Origin of the sequence: Rubrivirga aquatilis (genome assembly GCF_046845665.1) — a bacterium.
In the GTDB taxonomy this organism is placed as follows: Bacteria; Bacteroidota; Rhodothermia; order Rhodothermales; family Rubricoccaceae; genus Rubrivirga.
Window position 1 is genome coordinate 1614465 of the sequence record NZ_CP177355.1, and the last position, 25352, is coordinate 1639816.

Consider the following 25352-nt stretch of genomic DNA (forward strand, 5'->3'; position numbering starts at 1 on the left):
AGCGGGCGCCGCGCTCACGGCGAGCCGGGGCGACCTGCCTACGCCGCCGACCGGGCCTGCGTCCCGAGCAACTCCGCGAGCGCCGGCCGGGCAGTCCGCACCGCCCACGCACCCGCCGCCGCGCACTCGCGGCGGGCGTCGAAGTCGAGCGTGTGGATGGCCCGCTGGAAGTCGGGCCGGAGCGTCAGGTCGGCGAGCGCGAACCGGGCGGCGGCGTGGCTGCGGCTCGTGATAAAGGCGGCCCGCTGGAGCGCGTAGAACCCGTTGTCGATCGACAGCGCGGGGCGGCTCTGCCCGGCGTCGACGGCGATGACGAGCGGCGGGCCGATCTCGCGCGCCACGTCGACGGGCGCGGGGTCGGCGTAGGCGCCGTCGGAGAGCAGGCGGCCGTCGCGTTCGAGCGGCGGCAAGATGCCCGCGAGCGCTGAGCTGGCGTAGACCGCATCGGCGGCGTCGCCGTCGCGCATGACGTGGCGCGTGGCGGTCCGCAAGTCCGTCGCCGTGATGGCGACGGGGAGCCGGGCCTCGGCCAAGTCGCGGCCGTCGGTCAGCGTCGCGAGCGCCTGGCGGCCCGCGTCGTAGGCGGGCACGCCGACACCCCAGCCGGTCACGAGCCGGAGCGCGAACTCGGCGCCCATCCGCCGGGCGCGGAGGCGGTCGAAGAGCGACGCCTCGGTCCCGTCGCCGGGCGGCGGCGGGAACGTCCGCGTGTCGATCGCGAGCACGGCGTCGTACCAATCGTCGCGGAGCACGTACGCCGCCGCGACGGCCGCCCCCATCGACACGCCGACGACAGCCGACGGCCGCAGACCCTCCGCCTCTAGCGCGCGGAGCACGCCGACGTGCGCGAACCCTCGGGCACCGCCGCCGCCGAGCAGCAGGGTAAACGGCTTGTGAGGACTCACGCGAGCAAAGGGGAAGGGCCTCTCTCAGGACGACCCGCCGGCCTGCTTAGTTGCGGGCCGACGACCGGTGGACGGCCGCGACGCGCCAGCCCTCCGGCGACGCCCGCATCACCAGTAGCTCGGCCATCTCGGCGTCCCCGATCCGCTGCGTCGAGGCGACCCAGGCGGCGTCGCCCGCGACGGTCGTGCGGCGGAAGATGGACTCCACCGTCTTGCCGGCGAGGTTCTCGGCGTCGCGTGCAAAGTGGTGCGAGAGGTACTCGGTGCGCGACTCGTGGCCGCCGCCCTCGAGCACGACGGCGTCGGGCGCGAGCAAGGCCTCGACGGCGGCCCGGTCGCCCGCCGCGAGCGCGGCGTGGAAGCGGTCGGCCGTGGCGGACGCGCCGAAGGCCTCCGTCCCGATGGTCGGCGTGGCCGGACGCTCGTCGCCGTTGTGCGCGCCCGCGTTGCGGCGCTGCATCGCGACGCCCGCGGAGTGATCCATGCCCTCCCCGGCCCGGCCGTTGTTCATCTGGCTGTGGTCCATGCCCTCCATCTGGCCGTGGTTCATGCCGGAGTGGTCCGTCTCGGGCATGGCGTCGTGATCCATGCCCTCCATTGAGGAGTGGTCCATCTCCTGCATCGCGTCGTGGTCCATCGAATCATGGTCCATGCCCTCCATCGAGCCGTGGTCCATTCCGCCCGGCATGGCCCGCATCATGCGGTGCATCTCGGGGTCGGCCATCATGCGCTGGTGGATGGCCGGGGTCGCCATCATGCGGACGTGGGCGGCCTGCATTCGGGCCATGAACGCGGCGTGGTCGGCCGGCGACATGGCGCCCATCCGCTCGCGCATCTGGGCCATCATCGCGTCGTGGTCCATGCCCGGCATCTGGGAGTGATTCATTTGGCCGTGGTCCATGCCTGCGTGGTCGCCCGCTGGCATCGTGCCCGACATGAGGGCCTTCATCTCCGAGTCGGCCCTCATGGCCGCGTGAATCTCCGGGTCGGCCATCATGCGCCGGTGGAGCGCCATCAGCGAGTCGTGCGGCATCGCGTCGTGATCCATGCCGGGCATCGCCGCGTGGTCTTGTTGCGAATGGTCGGCCTGTCCGTGGCCCTGATGGTTCTGGGCGAGGGCGGACGGCGCGGCCACCAGGGCGGCGCCGAGGACGAGGAGTCGGGTCGTGGTCATTGGAGTGGGGGAAGGGTGGTGGGAGGTCAGCGCCAGAGACGGAGGCCGAACACGAGCAGCGCTTCGGAGGCCGACTCGCCGTCGGAGCGAGCAAAGTCGGCGGCGTCGCCGAAGCGGTTGAGCCATGTCACGCCGACGTAGGGGGCGACCTCGCGGCGGATCTCGTAGCGCAAGCGGAGCCCGACTTCGAGATCGTTGAGGCCCGAGCCGACGCCCCAGTCCTCGACGGTCTGCACGGCCACGTTGAGCTCGGCCTGGGGTTGGAGCACCAGCCGCTGGGTGAGCAGCAGGTCGTACGAGCCCTCGAACCGGGCCGACACGTCGCCGGCGTCCGACACGAAGAGGGCGGGCTCGACCTCGAAGAAGTACGGCGCCAGCCCCTCGAGCCCGACGGTCAGGAACGGCCGCGCGCGGACCTCGCCGTCGCCGAACTCGGTGTCGACACGGACACCGGCCTGGGCCTCGAAGTACGACGTAATGAGGCGGCTGTAGAGCGCTTGTGCCTCGGCCTCGCCGGTCCCCTCAGAGAGGAGCCCCTCGCCCTCGCCCTTGAGGTAGATCCGCCGGTAGTCGGTGCCGGTGCGGATCATCCCCTCGAACCGGCCCGGCAGGCCGTCGGCGGAGGGCGCGAGCTCGAACTGGTCGAGGAGGGCGAGCGTGTAGCTCTTGGGGCTGTGAGCCGCGCCGAGCACGAAGTGCGGGTACTCGGGAAAGGGCACGTCGCCGTCGTGGTCCTGAGCCGACGCTGGGCCGCTGGCGGCCGCCACGAGCAGGGCGAGGATGAAGAGGGAAAGGCGGGTCATGGGAGGAGTCGGTCGAGAGGGGCGACGTCGGAGCAGAGCGAGCGCTAGCCCTGCGGCGTGTAGCTGGCGGCCAAGGCCTCGGGCAGCACCTCGCCGGGGCGTTGCACCATCGCGACCCTGAACATGCCGAGCTCCATGTGGTAGAGCACGTGGCAGTGGAAGGCCCACGGGCCGAGCGCGTCGACCTCGATGAGGAGCGAGACCCGCTCGGCGGGCTTGACCGTGATCGTGTGGACGCGCGGGATGTACTCGCCGTGGCCGTTCTCGAGCTCCATCCACATCCCGTGCAGGTGCATCGGGTGGTTCATCATGGTGTCGTTGACCATGGTCATTCGCAGGCGCTCGCCGTAGACCATCGGGATGAGGGGCTCTTCGGCGTACGTCTTGCCGTTGATGCCCCACATGTAGCGCTCCATGTTGCCCGTGAGGTGGAGCTCGATCTCACGGTCGGGCACGCGGCGGGGCTCCGGGTGGAGCGCTTTGAGGTCGGTGTAGACGAGCACGCGGCGGCCGTCGTCGCCCAGCCCGACGCCGGGCTCGTGGAGGCGCGAGCGCGTCTCCATCGGCGCCATCGCGTTCGCGATGCCGTGGTCGTCGGGCCCGTGCATCGTGGGCTCGGGGAGCGTGCCCGGCGCGCGCAAGCCGGAGGTGTCGACGCCGGACGTGGCCATGTCGTGGCCCATCGCCGCGTGGTCTGTCGGTGCGGCCGGCGTCGCGCCGTGGGCCGAGTGGTCCGTGCTCGCGACGGCACCGGCCGCGGCGCCGCCCGACCTATCCATCGCGCCGTGGTCCATCCCCTCCATGCCGCCCATGGCCCCGTGGTCCATGCCCATGTCCATCATCGTCAGCGTCGGACGCTCGCGCATCTCGGGGACCGGGGCCGTCATCCCGGCGCGGGGCGCGAGCGTGCCGCGAGCGTAGCCCGAGCGGTCCATCGCCTCGGCAAAGAGGGTGTACGCCCGGTCGCCGGGCTCGACGATCACGTCGTAGGTCTCGGCGAGCCCGATCCGGAACTCCTCGACGGCGACGGGCTGCACGTGCTGCCCGCTGACCTGCACCACGCTCATCGGCAGGCCCGGGATGCGGACGTCGTAGAACGTCCCCGCGCTCGCGTTGACGAACCGGATCCGAACGCGCTCGCCGGGCCGGAACTGGCCGAACCAGCCCGGGTCGGGCGCCTGGCCGTTCATCAGGAAGGTGTACGTCGCGCCCGTGATGTCCGAGATGTCGGACGCGTCCATCCGCATCCGCTCCCAGTCGAGCTGGTCCGACAGGCTGCGGCCGTCACGGATGAGGTCGGCGACGGTGTTGCGCTGGTAGTTGTAGTAGTTCGCCCGCTTTTTGAGGTGGGCGAGCACGTCGTGGGGATTCTCGAACGTCCAGTCCGAGAGCACGACGACCAGCTCGCGGTCGAACGGCGCGGGCTCGGGCCCGGCGGGGTCGATGACGAGCGGCGCGTAGTGGCCGAGCTGCTCCTGGAAGGCCGAGTGGCTGTGGCACCAGTACGTCCCGTACTGCCGGATCGGGAAGCGGTACTCGAACGTCGACCGCGCCGCGATGCCGGGGAAGTTGACGTGCGGCACGCCGTCCATGGCGTTGGGGAGGATGAGGCCGTGCCAGTGGATCGAGGTGTCCTCGTCGAGCCGGTTGTGGACGCGGATGACGGCCTCGTCGCCCTCGGTGAATCGGAGCAGCGGGCCGGGCACGGTCCCGTTCATCGTGACCGCCGTGCCGGTCTCGTCGCCGAACGCCAGCCGCGTCCGGTCGATGGTCAGGTCGTACTCGACCAAGCCGGGGCGGCGGACCGTCGGCGCCAAGCCCGCCACGCGAGCGGGGCCCGACAGCGCGGACCGGGCCCACGCCGGCGTGAGGGCGCTCAGGCCGGCGAGGGCGCCGACGGCGCCAGCGTTGCGGAGGAAAAGTCGGCGGTCCATCGGGGTGGGAGGCGGGGGCAGAGGTCGAACGGGCCGGCACCGCCGAGGTGCAGCGGATCGCCTTAAAAGGCGCTAAGGTGGGCGGCGAAGAGCCCGCGAAGGGCGCGAGCCGTCAGTGGCCATGGCCGCCGTCGTGATGCGAGTCGCCGTCCCTCGGGGTCCCGTCTTCCATGGTGTGGCCGCCGTCTACCTCGTGGCCGCCGTCCATCTCGTCGCTGCTCTCGCCCGGGTCGTCGTGGGCAGGCGTGGGGTCGGGCACCGGAGGCGGCATCGTGGCGGGCGGGGAGGGAGCGGCGGGGACATCGACCGGTTCGCCAAGAGCGTTGAGGTCGGCGGTGGGGGTGTCGGGGGCGATGGCCTCGACCGCAGGGGCAGACACGGCGGGCGGGGGCGTCTCATCGGATCCGCAGCCGGAGGCGACGAGGAGAAGGGCAGTGTGAGAGAGAAGCGTGCGCATCGAGAAGAGAGGAAGGCTCAGAGTGATCGGAGAGAAGGGGCGCCAGCGCGCGGCCGACGGCGACCGTGGCGACGATCAGGGCGGCGAACCACAGGGCGACGAGGACGAGCACGGCGATCGAAAGCGATGAGCCCCTTCAACGGGCTGGCGCTAGCCAACGGGGCGCAGGCCAACCTGAAAAGGCCGACAGGTGCCGACCGCCGCCTCACCTCGCGCGTACCCCACCACCCCTCTCCCCAGCCTTTCCCGAATGTGGGTCCTGGTCATCGAAGACGAAGCCCGCCTGGCCGACTCGGTCCGCCGCGGACTCGAAGAGGAGGGCTACCGCGTCGACGTGGCGCCCGACGCCGAGGCCGGCGAGCGGCTGGCGCTGGCGAACGCCTACGACGCCTTCGTGGTCGACTGGCGGCTGCCCAAGGGCGACGGCAAGACCCTGGTGGAGCGGATCCGGGCCGCGGGCCGCGAGGAGCCGGTCCTGATGCTGACGGCGCTGGCGGACGTCGAGCACCGCGTGGCCGGGCTCGACGCCGGCGCCGACGACTACCTCCCGAAGCCGTTCGCCTTTGAAGAGCTGGTGGCCCGGCTCCGCGCCTTGCTGCGCCGCCCGCCATTGTCCGATCAAGAGCGGACGGTCGCCGTCGGCCCCCTCGTGCTCGACGGCGAGCGCCGCCGCGTCGGGATGGCCGGACCGCAGGGCGAGGCCGTCCTCAACCTGCGCCCCAAGGAGTACGCCATGCTGGAGGTGCTGATGCGGAGTGCCGACACGGCCCTGTCGCGGACCGTCTTGGCGGAGCGCGTCTGGGGCGACGCCCTGTTCGTGACCGACAACGCGCTCGACGTGACCGTGAGCGGGCTCCGCCAGCGGCTTGCCGACGCCGTCCGCGCCTCGGGCGCCCCAGACGCGCCTCACGTCGAGACCATCCGGGGAGTGGGCTACCGGCTCGCGCCCGGCGCGTAGCCCCATGGGGCGTTTCTTGTGCCCATGGCCCGATTCCTCTCGCTCCCCATCTCGGCCCGGCTCGCGCTGTGGTACGCGCTGACCCTTCTGCTGCTGCTCAGCGCGTTCGCCGTGTTCTGCTACGTCGGCTTCCACGCGGCCGCGCACCGCAGCTTCGACCGCCACCTCGACCACGAACTCGAAGCCGTGGCCCCGCTCTTGCGCACGTCGCCGGACGGCGTCGACGCGAGCGCGCTCGACCGCTCACCGGCCGTGGCGACGCGGCTCGACGGGCCGAACGCGACGTTCGTCCGCGTGCTCACGCCCGTCGGCGACGTGGCGTATCAGTCGGCGAACGTGGGCGGCCAGCCCCCGCTCGGGGTGGCGCTTCCCGACGGCGGCGCGACGCTCCGTCTCAGCCGCGAGTGGGGCGGCGAGCCCGTGCGGTCGCTCGTCGAGCCGCTCCGGTCGGGCGGCGCCGTCGTGGGCTACGTCGAGGTGACGGGCGTCGAGTGGAGCCGCCACCGCGAGCTCCGGGACCTGGGGCGGCTGCTGGCTCTGGGCGTCGCGCTGAGCGTGCTGTTCGCGCTCGGCGGCGGGTGGTGGCTGGCGCGCCGCGCCCTGCGCCCGGTCGCCGTTCTCACCGATGCGGCGGGCCGGCTGGCGGCCGACGGCGCACGGCTTGGTGGTCGGTTGCCGTCCGATTTCGAGACGCGCGACGAGTTGACCGACTTGGCGGAGACCTTCAACGGCCTGCTCGGCCGGCTCGAAGCGTCCGTCGAGCGCGAGCGGCGGTTTACCTCCAACGCCGCCCACGAGCTGCTCACGCCGCTAGCGACGGTCCGCAGCGAGGCCGAGGTCTCGCTCCGCCGCGAGCGCGAGCCCGGCGCCTACCGCGAGACGCTGGGCCGCGTCGTCGAGGAGGTGGCCGAGATGACGGGGACCGTGCAGGGCCTGCTCCAGCTCGCGCGCGCCGAGTCGCTGGCCCAGCCTGCCGGCGACCGCCTCGATTTAGGCGAACTCGTCGCCCGCCGCGCCGAGCGCGCCCGCGGCGAGGCCGAGGGGAAGGGCGTGGCGCTCGACGTCAACGTCGCCGACGGCATCCGCGTCCGCGCCGACGCCGCGCCGCTCGCTGAGGTCATCGACAATCTGGTGTCGAACGCCGTCAAGTACACGTCGGCCAGTGGGCGCGTGGCGGTCCGCCTGACGCACGCCGCCGGGACGGCGCGGCTCGAGGTCACCGACACGGGCGCCGGGTTCGACGCCGGGACGCGCGAGCGGCTGTTCGACCGCTTTTTCCGCGCCGACACGCCCGAGGTCCAGGCGCAAGCGGGGAGCGGGCTGGGGCTGGCGATCGCGCAGGCCATCGTCCGCGGCTACGGCGGCGAGGTGGGCGCCGCCAGCGACGGGCCGGGCCAGGGCGCGACGTTCTGGGCCACGCTCCCGTGCCTCGGCGGCCGGAGCTGAGGGCCGAGCCGCACGCACAGCCGTTCGCGACGAGGTACTCCGCGAGCGGACTATACTGCGGGCCCACTGCCTCCCGCCCGATGCTCCGCCCGCTCTGCCTCCTCGCCGCCGTCGCCCTGCTGGCGCTCCCCACGTCCGCCCAGGTCGAGGTGCTCCCCGCGCTCGACGGCGACCCCGTCGTGCTCGTCGTCCACGGCGGCGCCGGGACCATTCGTCGGGCCGACATGACGCCCGAGACCGACGCGGCCGTCCGGGCCGCGCTCGAGGAGTCGCTCCGCGCGGGCCACGCCGTCATCGTGTCGGGCGAGTCGCCGCTGACGGCCGTCGAGGCCGCGTTGTCAATTTTGGAAGACAGCGACCACTTCAACGCCGGGCGCGGCGGCGTCTTTGCTTCCGACGGGACGGTCCGCCACGACGCCTCGATCATGGACGGCGCGAGCGGGCTGGCGGGCGCCTCGACGGGCACGATGCACGTCCGCCACCCGATCCGGCTGGCGCGGCGCGTGATGGAAGCCTCGCCCCACGTGCTGCTGGCGGGCGACGGCGCCGAGGAGTTCGCCATCGGGCAGAGCCTCGAGATCGTGCCCAACACGTTTTTCCACACCGAGCGCCGCCGCCGATCCCTCGAGGCGGTCCAGGCGCGCGAGCGGAGCGAGAGCGGGGCGCTGACCGTCCCCGAGCCGTGGCAGATGACCGGGACCGTCGGCGCCGTCGCGCTCTCGGCGACGGGCGACCTCGCGGCAGGCACCTCGACCGGCGGCATGACCAACAAGCGCTGGGGCCGCATCGGCGACGCGCCCATCATCGGCGCCGGCACCTTCGCCGACCGCGCCGTCGGCATCTCGGCGACCGGCCACGGCGAGTACTTCATCCGGCTCGGCATCGCCCGCGACGTGGCGGCTCGGATGGCCTACCTCGGCGAGAGCGTCGTGGAAGCGGGCGACGCCGTCATCCACACCGCGCTGACGGGCGCGGGCGGGACCGGCGGGATCATCTCGCTCGACGCGCAGGGCACCGTCGCCATGCCCTTCAACACGGAGGGCATGTACCGGGGCTACGTCACGCGCAGCGGTCGCGTAGTCACGATGATCTACGGCGACGAGGGGTAGTCGCCGGGTCAGGGTTATTGGTTCAAGGTTCGGCCGCCCCGGGCGCGTCGCTCGCATCCCCGTGCCGCTGCGGAGTCATCTTTCCGAACCCCGAACCCCGAACCCCGAACCCCGAACCCCGAACCCTGTGATCACCGTCGAGACCAGCATCGAGCGCGCCCTGAATCTGCCGGTGTCCGTCGAGGAGGCGTGGGCGTTCCTCACCGACGTGCCCCGGTGGGGGGCGCTGTTCCCCCACGTCGAGGCCGTCCGGCCGTACCCCGAGGGCGGCGACAACGCGTACTGGTGGACGATGGAACCGCTCGGCCCGCCCGGCGCCCGCGTCGTGGTCGAGTACGCCTGCCGCTATCACCCCGATGCGGAGGCGCTCACGATGCGGTGGGAGCCGGTCCCCGGCACCGGCAACGCCCAGTTCGGCGGGTCGAGCACCATCGGCTCCGACGGCAACGGCGGCACCACCGGCACCCTGCGCGTCGACGCCGTGCTTGACATCGGGGTGCCCCGGCTGTTCCGGGCGATCGTCCGGCCGACGGTCGAGTTCGAGATGGGGCGGATGACGGATCTGTTCGTGTCGCGCCTAGAAGCGGAGGCGGAATTGTAGGACAACGACCGACACGGGCGTGGGTCTGGGACGGACAGCGGGGCGACACTCGTTGGGGCGCAACGAGATGAGGCGTTGAGCGCGGGTGAGGGACGGATGGACTTGCCAACATCCCAGCCCCCGAGGGGTTGATTGGTCCGGACCCGAGTGATGGCGGGTCCGGCCCACCACGCCACCCAACGCCCCATCTCATGACCCGCTTTACCCTCCGCCTCGGGCGCTTTGCCCTTGCCGCTGCCCTCGTTTCTCTCGCCGCCTGCGACAGTGGCGGCCCCACGACCGGCGGCGACTTTGAAGGCGCCGTCACCGTCGATGGTCGCGTGACCGACGACGCGGCGGCCGCCCGTACCGCCTCGGCCGGCCCCGTCGAAGGCGCGGCCGTCGCCGCCGCCGCCGTCTCCGCCTCCGGCCAGACGCGCGCCCTGCGCGGCTCGGCCACGACGTCGGCCAGCGGCCAGTTCTCGCTGTCCACCGACGCGACGGCCGACGCCGTCGTCGTCACCGCGAGCAAGGGCTCGTTCGCGTCCGCCTCGCTCGTCGAGGCCGGCGGGTTTGCCGCCGGGACCGTCCGTCCGGCCCCGATGACGACCGAGACCGCCGCCGAGGCCGACGTCTACGTCGCCGCCCGCGGCCGTGGCAGCCGTGCCCGCGCCGCCGACGCTGTCGCCTTCGTGACGGCGACGGTCGCCGCCGAGATCGCCACGCGCCGCACCACGACGGCGGCGGTCGCCGCGGCGCTCGAGGCTTCGGTGGAGGCCGAGCGCCGCGCCGCGACCGAGGACACCGGCGACGGCGAGCCGGCCACCGACGAGCAGGTCGAGCAGGCCGACGACGAGCGCGACGTGACCTACCGCGAGTACCGCCGTGGGCGCGCCTCCGGCGCCAGCGCCGAGGCCACCGCCAACGCCTTCATCGACGGCTACGTTCGCGCCCAGGCGCAGGTCGGGATCTCGGCCACGACGAGCGCGCGCGCCGCTCGCGCCCGGTACCTCGCCGCCCGTCGCTTTGCGTCGTCGACGAGCACCGCTGCCGCCGCGTCCATCGAGGCGCACGCCGACCTGGTAGCCGCCTCGGCCGCCGCGCTCGCCGTCGAGGCGCAGTTCGAGGCCCGCAGCGCCGCGAGTGCTCGGATGACCGCTTTGCGCGCCGCCCGCGGCGAGATGGTCGCCTCCCTGCGCGCGGCCACCACGCGGGCGCAGCGGGATGCTGCAAAGACGCGCTACCGCACGACGATCGAGGCCGAGCTGTCGGCCGAGTCGGGCGTCAGTGCCAGCCAGTTGTCGATCGCCACGGGCGCCACCACGACGGCCCGCGCCAGCCTCGACGCCTCTGTCGACGCGGCGGGCTCGGGTGAGGCCGTCGGCGCTGCCGTCGCCACCTACTACCGTCAGGCGCGGACCGCCCTCGGCGGGATGGTCTCGGCCACCCTCGTCGTCGACGTGCTGCTGCTCCTGAGCGGGTTCTAGGCCCCGCTCTCCGACCCCGAGTGCCCGCCTTGCCAGGGAAGCGGTACTCGGCTCCGCCGCCTCGTGACATTCGTTGCGGGGCGGCGGCCGTTTTTATTGACGGCCCCGTGGGAACGGTGAGAGCTTGGAGGCTCTTCTCCCCCCGGCTTACTCATGTCGCTCCGCATCGTCCAGTTTGGCCTCGGCCCCATCGGCCAGGCCTGCGCCCGCCTCGCCCTCGACCAGGGCTACACCCTCGTCGGCGCCCTCGACCTCGACCCCGACCGCGTCGGTCGCGACGTGGGTGAGGTGCTGGGCCGCGAGCCCATCGGCGCAACCGTCCGCGACGATGCGGAGGCCGCGCTGGCGGAGTGGGCGCCCGACGTGGTGCTCCACACGACGCTGTCGTTCCTCGACCGGATCGAGGGGCAGCTGCTGGCGTGCGTCGCCGCCGGCGCGCACGTGGTGTCGTCGTCGGAGGAGCTGTTCTGGCCGGTCGACCGCGACCCCGGCTTCTGCGACCGTGTCGACGCGGCCGCTCGTGAGGCGGGCGTGTCCGTCGTCGGGACGGGCGTCAACCCGGGCTTCGTGATGGACCTGTTCCCCGTCGTTCTCGCCAACTCGGTCATCGCCCACGTCGACCGCGTCGACGTGTCGCGGTCGGTCGATGCCGGTCGGCGGCGAGGCCCGCTCCAGAAGAAGGTCGGCGCCGGGCTCACCGTCGCCGAGTTCCGCGAGCGCGAGGCGGCGGGCGGGTTCGGCCACATCGGGATGGTCGAGTCGGCGAAGGCGCTGGCGGCCGGGCTCGGGTGGACACGCGCCGAGGTGACGGAGACCTTCGGCCCGTCGATCGCCGAGGCCGACCACACGACGCCGCACGCGACGGTCGCGGCGGGCGACGTGGCAGGCATCCACCAGACGGCGACCGTCACCGTCGACGGCGAGACGCGGGCGACGCTGACGCTGACGATGGCCGTCGGCGCGCCCGACGAGGACCGGGTGACGATCGCGGGCGACCCGCCTCTCAAGGTCGTCGTCGAGGGCGGGACGTTTGGCGACACGGCGACGGTCGCGGCGGTCGTCAACGCGGCGCGGCGGATCGGCGCGACCCGGCCCGGCTTGCGGACCGTCCTCGACCTCCCGGCGGCAGCGACAGGGCGTTAGGCATCACCCGGGGGTGGCCGTTCGGCCATCCGAGTGCGCATGTGAGCCGGACTTCGAGCCGGTCGCGGGAAACTGAGCAGGTCGTGAGGGGGCGGCGGGGAGTCCGTCGCCTCTGTCCGTGAACCTTCCGCTCACACGTCATGCGCACCGTTCTCAAATGGGCCGGCCTCGGAGTCGGCGCCCTCCTCGTTCTGGCCGCCGTCGCCGTCGGCGTCGGCGCCATGGTCGGCGGATCGAACATCGACGCCGTCCACGACCTCGCCGTCGAGCCGCTCGCGGTCTCGTCCGACTCCGCCTCGCTCGCGCGCGGCGCGCACCTCGCCGGCATCTACGGCTGTCGCGACTGCCACGGCGACGACCTCAGCGGGCAGGTGATGGGGGAGGGCGGCCCGTTCCGTCTCGTCGCCTCCAACCTCACGCCCGCAGGCGTCGGCGGCGAGTACGACGCGGCGACCTGGGACCGCGCCATCCGCCACGGCGTCCGCGCCGACGGCCGCGCGGTGACGGTGATGCCGTCGGGCGCGTACCACAAGATGAGCGACGCCGAGGCCGCCGACCTCATCGCCTACCTCCAATCGCTGGAGCCCGCCGGCGACGACATCGGGCGGACCGAGTTCAGCTTCATGGGCAAGGTGCTCGCGGCCGGTCCCCTCGACCCCAGCGCCAACGTCTACGCCGAACCCACGACGGCGTCCTCGCCCCCGCCTGGCGCGACGGCCGAGTACGGCGAGTACGTCGCCGAGATGATGTGCGCGTATTGCCACGGCGCGGGCGTGGTCGGGCAACAGCCCCCGGAGCCGGGCGCCCCGTTTGCCCCGGACCTCGCGGCCGCGGGCCAGTGGGACCCGGCGCAGTTCCACGAGACGCTGACGACGGGCGTCCTGCCCGACGGCCGCGCGCTCGACCCCGAGGTCATGCCGTGGACCGCGACGGCCCGGATGACCCGGGACGAGCGCGAGGGCCTGCGGCTCTACCTCGCCTCGCTCGCGGAGCGCCGGGGCGCCGACGTGTAGCGGCCCGGCGCACGTCCCGGCGATGGGCTGAGCAGAGGAGGAGGTCTCGAGCCGGAGGTTGGTGTAAATATCCCCTCTGCCCACCCCGCCGTCGGGGCGGGCAGAGGACCCGTCGGTGGGGTGGGCGTGTGCTTAGTGGTTGGGGTCGTCGGGGTCGGGGACGGGCGGGTCTGGTACGGCGGGGGGGAGGGCATAGTCCTGAAGCCCGTGGTTCACCTCTAACTCGAAGCCGAGGGGCCCGTCGGGCGAGCCGGGAGGACGCAGGGCCTGCCAGGCTCCGCATGCGGGGACACCATCCTCGTAGTCCGCCGGGATGACGTCCGTGCAGGCCAGGACGGAGACCCGGTGGTAGGTGGGGCCCGCTGGCTCTTTAGGATGTGGAGGGGCCTGGAGCGCGCCGGGTGCGCCCGGGTGCGCCATGGCGGCGTTCTGGCCGACGGTGCCCAGTTCACCGTAGATCGAGGGCTCGACGACGATGAGCGCGCTCAGGCCATGGCTCGTCCGGACCACGAGCGTACCGCCGGCCCGGAGGATTGGCCCGTTCGACCCGAGGGCGCCCTCGAACTCGAACGACGGGGTGCCGTTGGACGAGAACACGTGGACGATGACGGGCGGGGGCGTGTCCGGCGGGGCCTGGGCCTGCGCCGACAGGCACAGCACGGCGGTGGCGAGCAGCAAGAGAGGTTTCATCGGGGTTGGGGTGAGGAGAGAGATGCGAACGCCGCCGAGGCGCGGAGCTCGCGGAGCCAGGGAGACCGTTCGGCGAGGACGCCGCCGAACCCCCGGCCAAGGGCGCTCCCGAGCCACACCAGGGCCCGGTCGCGATCGCCGATGATTTCATAAGCGACCCCAAGGTGGTAGGCGTCGTGGACATCCGCGTCCGCGGGAGAGAGCAGGGCCTCGGCCTCGCTGAGAAAGGCTCGCGCGCTGTCGGCCCGTCCGAGCCCCGCGTAGGCGCTCCCGATGCGGAGCAGCACGTCGGCGGTGCGGGCGACGGCAAGGTGCTCGCGCGCCAGGGCGATGGCGGTCCGGTAGTCGGCCTCGGCGCGCGTGCGTTGTGCTGGCGCCCACCGGCGGGACTCGGCTAGCGCCAGACGGAGGTCGTAATCGTCGGGCTGGAGCGCGACCGCCCGCTCCCCGGCCTCGACGGCCCCGTCGAAGTCGCCCAGGATAAAGCGGGACGAGACCAAGCCGTTCAGCGCGCCGGCGTGCTCCTGGTCGAGCCGGACGACGCGCTCCCAGGCGTCCCGGCTCGTCTCGAGGTCCTCGTCGTCGAACGCCGCGACGCCGAGGTTGTAAAGGAGCGTCACGTTCGAGGGGGACCGGTCGAGCCCCTGCCGGAACAGGGTGGCGGCCATTGCTGGTCGGCCGGCCCGCACGTGGTAGGAGCCGAACGAGTTGTACGGGAGCCAGTTCTCGGGGGCGAGCTCGATGGCGCGGCGGAACGAGGCCTGCGCGTCCTCATCTCTCCCCAGGGCAGCGTAGACGCGAGCGAGCCGGCGCGTCGCCTCGGCATTCACGGGGTCGAGCGAGAGCGCCCGGTCGATGGCGGCGAGGGCCTGTTCAAACTCTTCCCGGCCCTCGTAGATGATGCCCAGCGCGAGGTGGACCTCCGCGAGCCCATCGTCGAGCGCGAGGGCGCGTTGCGATCGGGCGATCGCGCTGTCGGCCCACGCCACGTCCGAGGTCCGCCGGTACGTTTGCCACTGCGCCTCTGCGAGGGCGGCGTGGGCCAAGGCAAAGACGGGGTCGAGGGCGAGGGCCTCGGTGAAGAGGGCCCGCGCCCGGGCGAGGTCGTCCGTGCCTTGCTGGTTGCGCAGCTCCCCGATGCCCCGGAGGTAGAACGCATTGGCCTCGGGATCATCGGTGCCCCCAGCTGCGAGCGCGGCTTGCGTCTCCGCCCCGACCTCGACACGCAGCAGATCGGCCAGCACAAGGACGGCCGCGTCCTGGAGCGCGAACGCGCTGCCGCTGGTGTCGTCCACCTCGCGCGAGCCGAGGGTGTTCGGCGTCTCGCCGCCGACGTCGACCAGCGAGAGCATGACGCGAACGCGCCCGTCCTCCGTTTGGACCGTCCCCTCCACGACAAGCGTCGCGCCGAGCTGCTCGCGGGCTTGGGTCGGGGTGAGCCCATCGGGGACCTCGCTGGCGGGCACGATTCGGAAGCGGTCGGTGAGGGGGCCCAGCTGGCCCAGCTTCCCCGTCACCGTTTCGACGAGCCCCTCGGAGAGCATCTCGGCCTCGGCGCCGACGGACCGGAAGGACAGCACCGCCAGGCGGTGCGGCTCGGCTACGGCGGCGTCAGGCCACAGGGCGATGGCGCCGATGGCGGCGACCAAGACGGCGACGGCCAGCACGGCCGCGCGGGGAATCCGACGGAGCCAACTCGCGGCGCGCTCAGGCTCGGCGATCGCCAGCGGGGGCGCCCCGGTCGGTGGGGGAGAGGCCTCGCCGCGGCGCACGGCGTCCAGCGCCTCCGCAACCGCCTCCATCGACGCGGGGCGGTCGGCGGGGGCCTTTTCGAGACACGCCGCCACGAGATCCGCCAGCCCGGACGGGAGGTCGCCCAGGGGCGGGGCCGGCTCGTGGAGAACGGCGTAGGCCCTCGCGGCGGCGTACGACCCGTCGAACGGGCGCCGCCCGGTCACCATCTCGAACAGGACGACGCCGAGCGCCCAGATGTCGGACCGGGCGTCGGCGCGCTCGCCGCGGAGCTGCTCCGGGCTCATGTAGAGCGCCGTGCCGAGGCTCTCGCCGTCCTGCGTCAGCTCGCCGCCGTCGAGGTGGGCGATCCCGAAGTCGAGCACCTTGACGCACGGGCCGCCGCCGGGGCCGCCGTGGGGCAGCAGCATCACATTCGCCGGCTTGAGGTCGCGGTGGACGACGCCCGCCCGGTGGGCCGCCGCCAGCCCGCGCGCCATCTGCGCCCCCAGGTCGGCCGCCTCGGCCGCCGCCAGCGGGCCCGCGTCGAGCCGCTCGCGCAGCGTCTCGCCGTCGTAGAACGCCATCGCGAGGTAGGGCTGGCCGTTCGTCTCGCCGACGTCGTAGACCGAGGCGAGGTGGACGTGGTCGAGCGCCGCCGCCGCCCGGGCCTCTTGCAGCAGCCGGGCCCGCGCGCCGTCGTCGGCGACCAACCCCGGCGCGAGCACCTTCAGCGCCACCTCCCGACCCAGCCGCGTGTCGGTCGCTCGGTAGACGACGCCCATGCCGCCGGCGCCGACGCGGCCCACCACGCGGTACGGCCCCACGTCGCTCCCGACGAGGGCGTCCGTGGGTAGGGGTGGGCTCGATGTCGACACGTAGGCGGCACGATGGGGGGAGACCAATTGGCAGTGTACTATAGGGTTAGTGCGCCACCACTAGTGCGGTCTCCCGATCCTGGCGCCGGCCGGCCCACGGGCGTCCGCTCGCGTCGGGCCGGTGCCCAGCCCTCCATGCCCTCCATGCCCGCCCCCCCCGACGCCGAGCTCGCGCGGCTCCGCCGGTCTGTCGACGAACTCGCGCTGCTCAACGAAGTCGCCGTGGCGCTCGGCAGCGCCCGCGAGCTCGACGTGGCCGTCCACACCCTCGTCCGGCGCTCCATCGAGGCGATGGGCGCCGAGCAAGGCGTCGTGACGCTCATCGACCGGCAATCCACGGGCGCAGCGGAGACGTACGTGCGGACCGTCCGCGGCATCCGGGAGGCGCTCCGCCCGGACGAGGCGCTGCTCGGGTGGGCGGCCCACCACCGCCGGACCTTGCGCCTCGACGACCTCCGCGAGGAGCCGTTCGCCCAGTTCGACTGGGGCGACGGGGTCCGCACGGTCCTGTGCGCCCCGCTCATCGCCCACGGCGAGTTCTTGGGCGTGCTCACGCTCTACAACAAGACCGCCGGGCCCTTCACCGCGGGCGACGCCCGCCTGCTGACGATCCTGGCGATGCAGTCCGCGCAGACGCTCGATGCGTCGCGGCGGGAGGCCGAGCGCACCCGGATCCTCGACCTGTTCGGCCGTCACACCGCGCCGTCCGTCGTGGACGAGTTGATCCGCCACGAAGCCGACCCGCCGGGTCGCCGGGTCGCCGCGTGCGTCATGTTTCTCGACGTCCGCGACTTTACCACCTTTGCCGAGCAGGCCGAGCCGGAGGCGGTCGTGGCGTTCCTGAACCGTTTTTTCGGGATGACCGTCGACGCCGTGACCTCGCGAGGAGGGATCGTCCACCAGCTGTTAGGCGACGGGTTCATGGCCATCTTCGGCGCGCCGATCCAGTCGCCCGCAGACTGCACCCACGCGGTGGAGGCGTCGCTCGACATCGTGGCGCGGATCGCGGCCGAGGTGGAGGCCGGTCACCTTCGCCCGACGACCGTCGGCATCGGGCTCCACACCGGCGACGTGGTGGCCGGGACGGTCGGCTCGATCCAGCACAAGGAGTACAAGGTGACCGGCGACGTGGTGAACGTGGCTGCGCGCGTCGAGGGGCTCAACAAGGCGCTGGGGAGCCAGGTGCTAGCGACGCGGGCGGTCTGGGAGCGGCTGCCGCGGGGGCAGTTCGAGGGCGAGGCGCTGGGCGCGGTCCGGCTGCGCGGTCGGGCGGCGGCACAAGAGCTGTACCGGCTGGCCTGAGCGGACGGCGCTGGGCCGTAGTTTGCGGCCCCACCCGAGCGCATGTCCGTCCTTCCCGAACCTGAGATCCAGAGCGCGGCCCGCCTCCTCGCCGAGGGCCGGCCGGCCGACGCGGCGTCGCGCCTGGCGGCCCTCGTGGCCGAGGCGCCGACGTATGCCGCGGCGCACGTGCTCCGGGCGACGGCGCTGGAGGCCGCGGGCCTGATCGACGATGCGCTGGTGTCGTGGGGCCGGGCAGCCGCCCTCGTTCCCCGAAGCGCCCTCGTCCATCGCGAGCGGGCGCGCCTGCTCGCGTCTCAGATTCAGGACGACCTGGCCCCGGGCTTGCCGCCGCCCGTTCCGGCGTCGCCGCCAATCGCGGAGGCCCCGGCGCCGCCGGCCCCGGCGCCCGCGACCGAGCCGGCCCCGGACCACGCCTACGACGAGGACGACGACTACGCCGACGGCCCCCTGCTCGGCTTCGGCGAGCCGACGGCCTTCGCGGCGGACGACCTGGTGTTCGACCCGTCGCCCACCGCTGAGGCGCCGGACCTCGGCACGCCGGCTCCGCCCGAGCCGGAGCGCGAGCCCTCGCCGAGCCGGTCGCCTACCCCGTCGCCCGAGACTTGGGGCGACGAGACGGGGCTGGCGTCCGTGCTCCCGCCGGAGACTCCCGCCGGCACGCCGCCGCCGGTGCCGAACGTCTACACGCCGGCGGCCGGCTGGTCGTTGGTCGACGAGTCCGACGTGCCCGCGCCTCCGCCCGCCGCGCAGGTCTCGCCGGACGTGATCGCGCCCGAGGGCGACCCCACCCCGCCCGCCGACCCGGCCCCCCCGCTCCCTGAGGCGACCGTCGAGGACGTGCCGCCGCCGATGCCGTCGGTGGCCGACGAACTCGACTCCCTAATCGCGCAGCTCGAAGTCGCCCCGCGCATCAAGCCCGACCCCGCGTACTCGGGCCCGACCGTGGACCCCAACGCGGGCAGCGTCGACGACCTCGCGTCGGAGACGCTGGCCAAGATCTACGCGGCGCAGCACCAGTACGTGGAGGCGGCGCTGATGTACGAGAAGCTGGCGGCCCAGAAGCCCGACGCCGCCGCCGACCTGCTGGAGCGGGCGGCCGAGCTGCGGCGCAAGAGCGGATGAGCCCACTCCGGCGCCTCCTGCGCTCCGGCCCCCGAGTGGTCGCGGGCCTGATGAGCGGGACCTCCCTCGACGGCGTCGACGCCGCCATCGTCCGCGTGGACGGGACCGGCGCCGGACTGACGGCCGAGGTGCTCGGCTTCGTCAGCGAGCCCTATTCCGACACGGTCCGGGCCGCGCTCCGCGCGTGCGTCGAGGTGGCGACCTCCGACGTGCGGCTCGTGAGCCAGCTCCACGCCCGTCTCGGGCTCCACTTCGCCGCGGCGGCACGGTCTGCGTGCGCCGCGGCCGGCATCGAACGCGGCGGCCTCGACCTCGTCGGCAGCCACGGCCAGACGGTCCAGCACGTGCCCGTCGCCGAGGCGTGCGCAGGCGTCCCCACGCGGTCGACGCTGCAGATCGGGTGCCCGGCCGAGATCGCGACGGCCCTCGGCGTCCCCGTCGTGGCCGACTTTCGGGCCGGCGACCTCGCTCTGGGCGGGCAGGCCGCGCCGCTGGCGCCGTACCTCGACGGGACGCTCTTCGCGCACGGCACCGAGACGCGCGTGCTGCTCAACCTGGGCGGCATCGCCAACGTGTCCGTCGTCACGCCCGACGGCGTGGCGCTGGCGTTCGACACGGGCCCGGCCAACATGGTCTCCGACACGCTCGCGGCCCGGTTGTTGGGCGAACCCTTCGACCGCGACGGTGCGCTCGCGGCGACCGGCACGCCCGACCACACGTTTGTCGACGCCGTGCTCGCGGAGCCGTACTTCTCCGCGCCGCCGCCCAAGTCGACCGGACGAGAGGACTTCGGGACGGCCTTTGTGGACCGGCTGCTCGCGACGGGCACCGCGCCCGCCGACCTGCTGGCGACCGCCGCCGCGCTCACGGCACGGTCCGTCGCCGACGCCGTGCACCGCCACGCGCCCGGCGCGGCCCGAGTGATCGCGTCGGGCGGCGGCGTCCGCAACCCGACGCTGATGGCGGCGCTGCGCGATGCGCTGGCGCCGATACCCGTCGAGACGACCGCCGAGCACGGGCTCGACCCCGACGCCAAAGAGGCCGTGCTGTTCGCCGTCCTCGCGCACGAGTGGGCCAAAGGCGTTCGCACCGGCCTGCCCGCCGTCACCGGCGCCCGCGCCGCCGCCTTCCAAGGCTCACTGACGCTGCCGTAGAACGACCCCTTCCCAAGACGACCGATGCCGATCGACATCCCCAAGCGCTCCCGCGTGGACCTCATCGAGTCCATCCAGGACTACGTCCGCGAGCACCTCGAGATCGAGATCGGCACCATTGCCGCCGAGTCGTTTCTGGACTACGCGCTCGACGAGATCGGCCCGGCGGCCTACAACAAGGGCGTCCGCGACGCGCAGGGCCGGCTGTCGAGCGTCATCGCCGACCTCGACATCGACCTCCGTGAGCAAGAGATGGGCTACTCGCTCCGTCGCCAGAACGCCCGAGGCGGGCGCCGCCGGGCCTGAGCGGGCAGTGCCCCCGCAACTCCCGCCGCGTTGCGCCGAATACGGCGAGCCGCCGCCGACGGCGGAACGCACGCGGTCTCCCCACCTTCGACCCGATGTCCAGCACCCACTTCGAAGCGCACGACGGCCTCGATCGACTGTCCTCCGACGAACTCGAAGAGCAGGCGTTCGGGCCCGACCCGAGCCGCAAGCGGACCCGGCGCGGCGGCCTCCGCCGCTGGAAGCGCCGTCCCAAGCCCGCCCCCGAGCCGGCCGCGCTGGCGGCCGTCGCCTCGTCTCGGACGCCGGCCAGTCGGCCCGTCGTCACCAAGTACTGCTACGCGTGCGGCGAGGAGATCGAGGCGCGCGCCGCCGTCTGCCCGACGTGCGCGGTGCGCCAGCCCGAGGCGCCGGCCCGGCTCGTGGGCGCGGGCAAGAACAAGGGGACGGCGACCCTGCTGGCGCTGCTGTTCGGCGGCGTCGGCGCGCACCGGTTCTACCTCGGGCAGACCAAGTGGGGCGTGGCGATGCTCCTGTTCTGCTGGACCCTGATCCCCGTCGGCATCGGGATCGTTGATTTCGTCCGCTACGTGCGGATGTCGGACCGCCACTTCGCCCAGCGCTACGACGGCGCCCCGCAGACGCTTCTGGTCCCCCCGCGCGAGCAACTGATGCTGGCGCGACCCGTGCGCAAGCAGGACGAGGACGAGGACTGACGTGAACGACGGGAGTGCCCTCGTCATCGGCGCGATCTCGGCGGTTGTTATGGTTCTGAGCGTTCGAGCGTGGAGGTCGCCTGTCGAGGTCGAGGACGACGACTGGGGCGACGAGGCGTGGTGGGCGGAGCTGATCCGCGGCCACGCCGCCGTCGCCGCCATGCTCGGCGCGCTCGGTCTCGCGCTCGCGATCGCCGTCGTGGTGGCTGGCTGAAGACGGTGCGGAGGCGCCGCCCCGGCCCGCACGGGTAGGTTTCGGGTGCCCCCTCTGCCCCGGCCGATGTCCGAGATCCCCGAGTCCCAGCCGTTTACCCCTGTCTCCGAAGTCGGTGAGTTCGGCCTGATCGACCGGCTCTCCGCCACGCTCGCCGACGCCACGAGCGCCCGCGACCTCCTCGTCGGCATCGGCGACGACGCCGCCGTGTACCGCGTCGGCAGCGCGGGCGCCGACGGCGCCAGCCGCGTCCACGTGGTCACGTCGGATGCGATGGTGGAGGGCGTCCACTTCGACCGGACGTACGTGCCGCTCCGCGCGCTCGGCTGGAAGGCGATCGCGACGAACGTCAGCGACATCTGCGCCATGAACGCCCGGCCGCTCTACGCGACGGTCGTGCTCGGGCTGCCCAACAACCTGTCGGTCGAGGGCGCCGAGACGCTGTACGTGGGCATCGGGCAGGCGTGCGAGCGCTACGGGCTGGCGGTCGTCGGCGGCGACATCACGGCCTCGGCGCGGCTGACCATCAGCGTGACCGTCGTCGGCGAGGCGCGCGAGGACGAGATCGTGACGCGCGCGGGCGCCCAGCCCGGCGACCTCCTGTGCGTGACGGGCGACCTGGGCAGCGCGGCGGCGGGGCTCCAGATCCTGATCGGTGGGAAGGAGGCCGCCGACGAGGCGGGCGACGGCGCGGCGGACGTCCAGCCGGACCTGTCGGAGTTCGCGTACGTCGTCGAGCGCCAGCTGATGCCCCAGGCGCGGCTAGACCGCGTCCAGCTCTGGGCCGAGGCGGGCGTCCGGCCGACCTCGCTCATCGACGTGTCGGATGGGCTGGCGTCGGAGGCCCACCACCTGTCGCAAGCGGGGACGGTCGGGGCCGTCGTCGACGGCGGGCTCCTGCCGGTCCACGTGCAGACGGCGCTGGCGGCGCAGCGCTACGACCAGCGGCCCGAGGCGTTCGTGCTCTACGGCGGCGAGGACTACGAGCTGCTGTTCACGATGGCCGAGGCCGACGCGCCCAAGCTGGCGGCCGACACGTACGCGGTCGTCGGCCAGATCGTCGAGCCCGACGAGGGCGTGGTCCTCCGGCTCCCCGACGGCAACCGGGTGCCGCTCCACGCGGGCGGCTACAAGCATTACTAGAGCTCCTTCGGGATGCTCTGGGTAAGAGGGAAGGGGCAAGGGGCTGGCGTTCGCGAGCGGGATCGGACGACGCGAGCGGGACTGGTGCAAGCCCGCCTACGTCGTCCCCTCTCCCAGCGGGCGTGGGGACGCATCGGGAGAGCTCGCGTCATTCCCCAAACAGTCTCTCAGGATGACGGGGCTGGGAGGCCGGCGCAAGATCCGCCAACGGCGTCCTCCGAATCCTACTTCCAGCGGCTCGGTCGTCGGCAACCCGGGCTCGCGTGGCCCGTACGGTCCCGACCCCTCGCCCCTCGCCGCCGTGCTCCTTTCCCGCCTGACGATGTGGACGCTGGCGATCGGGCTGGTCGCGGTCGCCATGGCGGTCTGGCCCCAGGTGCCCGAGCGCTTCCCGACGCACTACGGCCTCGACGGCGTCGCCGACGACTGGTCGGTGGGCTCGTTCTGGGGGTGGCTGGCGCTGCCGCTCGTGGGGCTGGCGATGGCGGCGTTTATGGAGTGGATGATGCGCGTCGCCGTCTTCCGCCCCGGCGCCCCCGGCCTCAACCTGCCCAACAAGGAGGCGATCCTCGCGCTGCCGCCCGACAGGCGCGCGCCCGTGCTGGCTCGCGTGGCGGTGATGACGTATGCGACGGCCGCGTTCTGCATGGTGGCCTTTGCGCTGATCCAGCTCGGGACGTGGACCGAGGCGCACGGCGCGAGCGGGACGGGCTGGGTGCTGGCGGGCATCGGCGTCGCGGTCGTGGGCCCGATGGCGGCGCTGGCGGTCGGGATGGTGGCGATCCACAACGAGGTGGACCGCCAGCAGGCCTAGCTTGCGGGAGGACAGTTCTGTTGCCCTGCCGACGCCCCTCATGACCATCGCGATTCTCGGGACCGGCCGCGTCGGCTCCGCTCTCGGTCCGGCCTTCGCCGCTTGCGGCCACACGGTCGTCTACGGATCCCGCGAGCCCGAGCGGGAGGACGTGCGCGACTTGGTCGCGAGGGCGGGGCCGCCTGCCTCCGCCGCGCTCCCAGTCGACGCCGCGACCGAGGCCGAGGTGGTCGTGATCGCGACGCCGTGGGAGGCCACCGAGGCGCTCGTCCGCTCGCTCGACCTCGACGGCCGGATCGTGCTCGACACCACGAACCCGCTCGCGTTCCCCGACTTGTCCCTCGTCGTCGAGACCTCGGCTGGCGAGCTGATTCAGGCGTGGGCGCCCGGAGCCCGCGTGGTGAAGGCCTTCAGCTCGGTCGGGGCAGACGTGATGGCGGACGCCGACTTCGGCGCGCTCCGGCCCGCGATGTGGGTGGCCGGCGCGGACGCCGACGCCAAGGCCACGACGCTCGGGCTGGCGGAGGCGCTCGGGTTCGAGGGGATCGACGCGGGCGGGATCGAGCGCTCGCGGGCCCTGGAGCAGATGGCGGTGCTCTGGATCTCCCACGCGAGCGTCGCCGGCCGCGAGCACGCGCTCGCCGTACTGCAGCGATAGGGGCCCCGGCGAGCGCCTGGCCTTTGCCGAAGCTTCGCCCGCCTGGGGCCCCCGTTCACCGTCGCTCCGAACGCCGGACACTAGCTTTCCACCCTGTCCCCTCCGACCCGTCCAAGATGGAAACCTCCACGCCCACCGCGACCGGCACCGGCGACGTCCTCCAGGTCATCGGCCCCGTCGTCGACTGCGAGTTCCCCGCCGGCCAGGTGCCCGACATTCTCGACGCGCTCGAGATCGACCGCGAGACCGGCACGCTCGTCCTCGAAGTCCAGCAGCACCTCGGCGAGAACCGCGTCCGGACCATCTCGATGGACTCGACCGACGGACTGACGCGCGGCACGCCCGTGCGCGGCACCGGCAAGCCGATCGCGATGCCGGTCGGCGAAGCCGTGCGCGGCCGCCTGTTCAACGTGGTCGGTGAGGCCATCGACGGGCTCCCCAAGCCGGAGGTCACGGAGTACCGCCCCATTCACGCGGACCCGCCGACCTACGACCAGCTCGCGACCTCCGTCGAGGTTTTGGAGACGGGCATCAAGGTCATCGACCTGATCCAGCCCTACGCCCGTGGCGGCAAGATCGGCCTGTTCGGCGGCGCCGGCGTCGGCAAGACGGTCCTGATCCAGGAGCTCATCAACAACATCGCCAAGGGCCACGACGGCTTCTCGGTCTTCGCCGGCGTCGGCGAGCGGACGCGCGAGGGCAACGACTTGATGCGCGAGATGCTCGAGTCGGGCATCATGACCTACGGCGACGCCTTCCTGCACTCGATGGAAGAGGGCGGCTGGGACTTGTCGAAGGTCGACATGGAGAAGCTCAAGGAGAGCCAGGCGACGTTCGTGTTCGGCCAGATGAACGAGCCGCCCGGCGCCCGCGCCCGCGTGGCGCTGAGCGGCCTCACGCTCGCTGAGTACTTCCGCGACCAGGGCGGCACCGACGTCCTGTTCTTCGTCGACAACATCTTCCGGTTCACCCAGGCCGGCTCCGAGGTCTCGGCCCTGCTCGGCCGCATGCCGTCGGCCGTGGGCTACCAGCCGACGCTGGCGACCGAGATGGGCACGATGCAGGAGCGCATCACGTCCACCAAGACCGGCGCCATCACCTCCGTCCAGGCCGTCTACGTGCCCGCGGACGACCTCACGGACCCGGCCCCGGCGACCACGTTCGCCCACCTCGACGCCACGACCGTGCTCTCGCGCGCCATCGCGTCGCTCGGCATCTACCCGTCCATCGACCCGCTCGACTCCACGTCGCGGATCCTGACCGAGGAGGTCGTCGGCAAGGAGCACTACCGCGTCGCCCAGGACACGATGGAGCTGCTCCAGCGCGACAAGGAGCTCCAGGACATCATCGCCATCTTGGGTCTCGACGAGCTGTCCGACGAGGACAAGCAGGTCGTCAACCGGGCCCGGCGCGTCCAGCGGTTCATGTCGCAGCCGTTCTTCGTCGCCGAGCAGTTCACCGGCACGCCCGGCAAGTACGTCAAGGTCGAGGACACCGTCCGCGGCTTCAAGATGATCTTGGAGGGCGAGCTCGACCACCTGCCCGAGGGCGCGTTCCTGTACAAGGGCGCCATCGAGGAGGTCATCGAGGCCGGCGAGAAGATGCTCGCGGAGGCGTAGCCTCTGCGGGGACT

At 73.0% G+C, this 25352-nt stretch carries 24 protein-coding genes; 17 read left to right on the forward strand and 7 right to left on the reverse strand.

The window, feature by feature from the left end; genetic code table 11:
• Positions 1-38: 38 nt before the first annotated feature.
• From ACLII4_RS07040 to ACLII4_RS07060, 5 genes are all read right to left on the reverse strand, one after another.
• Positions 39-905: a patatin-like phospholipase family protein gene (locus ACLII4_RS07040; RefSeq protein WP_412070191.1), complete on the reverse strand. Its 867-nt coding sequence runs from the start codon at positions 903-905 to the stop codon at positions 39-41.
• A 46-nt stretch (positions 906-951) separates the two neighbouring features.
• Positions 952-2079, reverse strand: a complete 1128-nt coding sequence (locus ACLII4_RS07045) for a DUF4440 domain-containing protein (protein ID WP_412070192.1) — start codon at positions 2077-2079, stop codon at positions 952-954.
• Between the two features lie 26 nt (positions 2080-2105).
• Entirely contained in the window at positions 2106-2882 is a 777-nt protein-coding gene (locus ACLII4_RS07050; RefSeq protein ID WP_412070193.1) for a copper resistance protein B, read from the reverse strand.
• 44 nt (positions 2883-2926) lie between these two features.
• Positions 2927-4816 carry a copper resistance system multicopper oxidase gene (locus tag ACLII4_RS07055; RefSeq protein ID WP_412070194.1) on the reverse strand — a complete coding sequence of 630 codons (1890 nt, stop codon included), beginning with the start codon at positions 4814-4816 and terminating at the stop codon, positions 2927-2929.
• A gap of 112 nt (positions 4817-4928) precedes the next feature.
• Complete coding sequence (locus ACLII4_RS07060; RefSeq protein WP_412070195.1) at positions 4929-5273, reverse strand: hypothetical protein; 345 nt, start codon at positions 5271-5273, stop codon at positions 4929-4931.
• A 250-nt stretch (positions 5274-5523) separates the two neighbouring features.
• Here ACLII4_RS07060 and ACLII4_RS07065 point away from each other — a divergent pair, with 250 nt between their 5' ends.
• From ACLII4_RS07065 to ACLII4_RS07095, 7 genes are all read left to right on the forward strand, one after another.
• Complete coding sequence (locus tag ACLII4_RS07065; RefSeq protein WP_412070196.1) at positions 5524-6231, forward strand: response regulator transcription factor; 708 nt, start codon at positions 5524-5526, stop codon at positions 6229-6231.
• Positions 6232-6255: 24 nt separating this feature from the next.
• Positions 6256-7677 carry a sensor histidine kinase gene (locus tag ACLII4_RS07070; protein ID WP_412070197.1) on the forward strand — a complete coding sequence of 474 codons (1422 nt, stop codon included), beginning with the start codon at positions 6256-6258 and terminating at the stop codon, positions 7675-7677.
• An 80-nt stretch (positions 7678-7757) separates the two neighbouring features.
• On the forward strand, positions 7758-8786 hold the full coding sequence (locus tag ACLII4_RS07075) for an isoaspartyl peptidase/L-asparaginase family protein (RefSeq protein WP_412070198.1): 1029 nt from the start codon (positions 7758-7760) through the stop codon (positions 8784-8786).
• A gap of 127 nt (positions 8787-8913) precedes the next feature.
• Entirely contained in the window at positions 8914-9387 is a 474-nt protein-coding gene (locus ACLII4_RS07080; protein ID WP_412070199.1) for an SRPBCC family protein, read from the forward strand.
• A 191-nt stretch (positions 9388-9578) separates the two neighbouring features.
• On the forward strand, positions 9579-10853 hold the full coding sequence (locus ACLII4_RS07085; RefSeq protein WP_412070200.1) for a hypothetical protein: 1275 nt from the start codon (positions 9579-9581) through the stop codon (positions 10851-10853).
• Between the two features lie 153 nt (positions 10854-11006).
• Positions 11007-11996 (forward strand): dihydrodipicolinate reductase, encoded by a 990-nt coding sequence (locus ACLII4_RS07090; RefSeq protein ID WP_412070201.1) that lies wholly within the window; start codon positions 11007-11009, stop codon positions 11994-11996.
• A gap of 140 nt (positions 11997-12136) precedes the next feature.
• A complete protein-coding gene (locus tag ACLII4_RS07095; protein ID WP_412070202.1) occupies positions 12137-13009 on the forward strand; it encodes a c-type cytochrome in 873 nt (290 codons plus the stop codon).
• Positions 13010-13141: 132 nt separating this feature from the next.
• Here the strand turns inward: ACLII4_RS07095 and ACLII4_RS07100 are convergent, their stop codons facing one another.
• Together ACLII4_RS07100 and ACLII4_RS07105 are read right to left on the reverse strand one after the other, a co-directional pair.
• Positions 13142-13699, reverse strand: coding sequence for a hypothetical protein (locus tag ACLII4_RS07100; RefSeq protein WP_412070203.1), 558 nt, complete (start codon positions 13697-13699; stop codon positions 13142-13144).
• Positions 13696-16257, reverse strand: a complete 2562-nt coding sequence (locus tag ACLII4_RS07105; RefSeq protein WP_412070204.1) for a protein kinase domain-containing protein — start codon at positions 16255-16257, stop codon at positions 13696-13698. Before ACLII4_RS07105 ends, ACLII4_RS07100 begins: the two co-directional genes overlap by 4 nt.
• Before the next feature lie 195 nt (positions 16258-16452).
• Between ACLII4_RS07105 and ACLII4_RS07110 the strand changes: the two genes are divergently transcribed.
• The 10 genes from ACLII4_RS07110 (at position 16453) to atpD (ending at position 25338) form a co-directional block, all read left to right on the forward strand.
• Entirely contained in the window at positions 16453-17610 is a 1158-nt protein-coding gene (locus ACLII4_RS07110) for an adenylate/guanylate cyclase domain-containing protein (protein ID WP_412070205.1), read from the forward strand.
• A gap of 42 nt (positions 17611-17652) precedes the next feature.
• Positions 17653-18735 (forward strand): hypothetical protein, encoded by a 1083-nt coding sequence (locus ACLII4_RS07115; RefSeq protein ID WP_412070206.1) that lies wholly within the window; start codon positions 17653-17655, stop codon positions 18733-18735.
• Positions 18732-19889, forward strand: a complete 1158-nt coding sequence (locus ACLII4_RS07120; protein WP_412070207.1) for an anhydro-N-acetylmuramic acid kinase — start codon at positions 18732-18734, stop codon at positions 19887-19889. The genes ACLII4_RS07115 and ACLII4_RS07120 overlap by 4 nt, the downstream gene beginning before the upstream one ends.
• 24 nt (positions 19890-19913) lie before the next feature.
• Complete coding sequence (locus ACLII4_RS07125) at positions 19914-20195, forward strand: DUF2164 domain-containing protein (RefSeq protein WP_412070208.1); 282 nt, start codon at positions 19914-19916, stop codon at positions 20193-20195.
• A gap of 95 nt (positions 20196-20290) precedes the next feature.
• Positions 20291-20890, forward strand: a complete 600-nt coding sequence (locus ACLII4_RS07130) for a TM2 domain-containing protein (protein ID WP_412070209.1) — start codon at positions 20291-20293, stop codon at positions 20888-20890.
• 1 nt (position 20891) lies between these two features.
• Positions 20892-21104 carry a hypothetical protein gene (locus tag ACLII4_RS07135; RefSeq protein WP_412070210.1) on the forward strand — a complete coding sequence of 71 codons (213 nt, stop codon included), beginning with the start codon at positions 20892-20894 and terminating at the stop codon, positions 21102-21104.
• Positions 21105-21170: 66 nt separating this feature from the next.
• Complete coding sequence (thiL, locus tag ACLII4_RS07140) at positions 21171-22247, forward strand: thiamine-phosphate kinase (protein ID WP_412070211.1); 1077 nt, start codon at positions 21171-21173, stop codon at positions 22245-22247.
• A gap of 301 nt (positions 22248-22548) precedes the next feature.
• Positions 22549-23061 carry a DUF1648 domain-containing protein gene (locus ACLII4_RS07145; protein ID WP_412070212.1) on the forward strand — a complete coding sequence of 171 codons (513 nt, stop codon included), beginning with the start codon at positions 22549-22551 and terminating at the stop codon, positions 23059-23061.
• A 1-nt stretch (position 23062) separates the two neighbouring features.
• Positions 23063-23719 carry an NADPH-dependent F420 reductase gene (locus tag ACLII4_RS07150; protein WP_412070213.1) on the forward strand — a complete coding sequence of 219 codons (657 nt, stop codon included), beginning with the start codon at positions 23063-23065 and terminating at the stop codon, positions 23717-23719.
• A gap of 116 nt (positions 23720-23835) precedes the next feature.
• Positions 23836-25338: a F0F1 ATP synthase subunit beta gene (gene atpD / locus ACLII4_RS07155; protein ID WP_412070214.1), complete on the forward strand. Its 1503-nt coding sequence runs from the start codon at positions 23836-23838 to the stop codon at positions 25336-25338.
• Positions 25339-25352 lie beyond the last annotated feature (14 nt).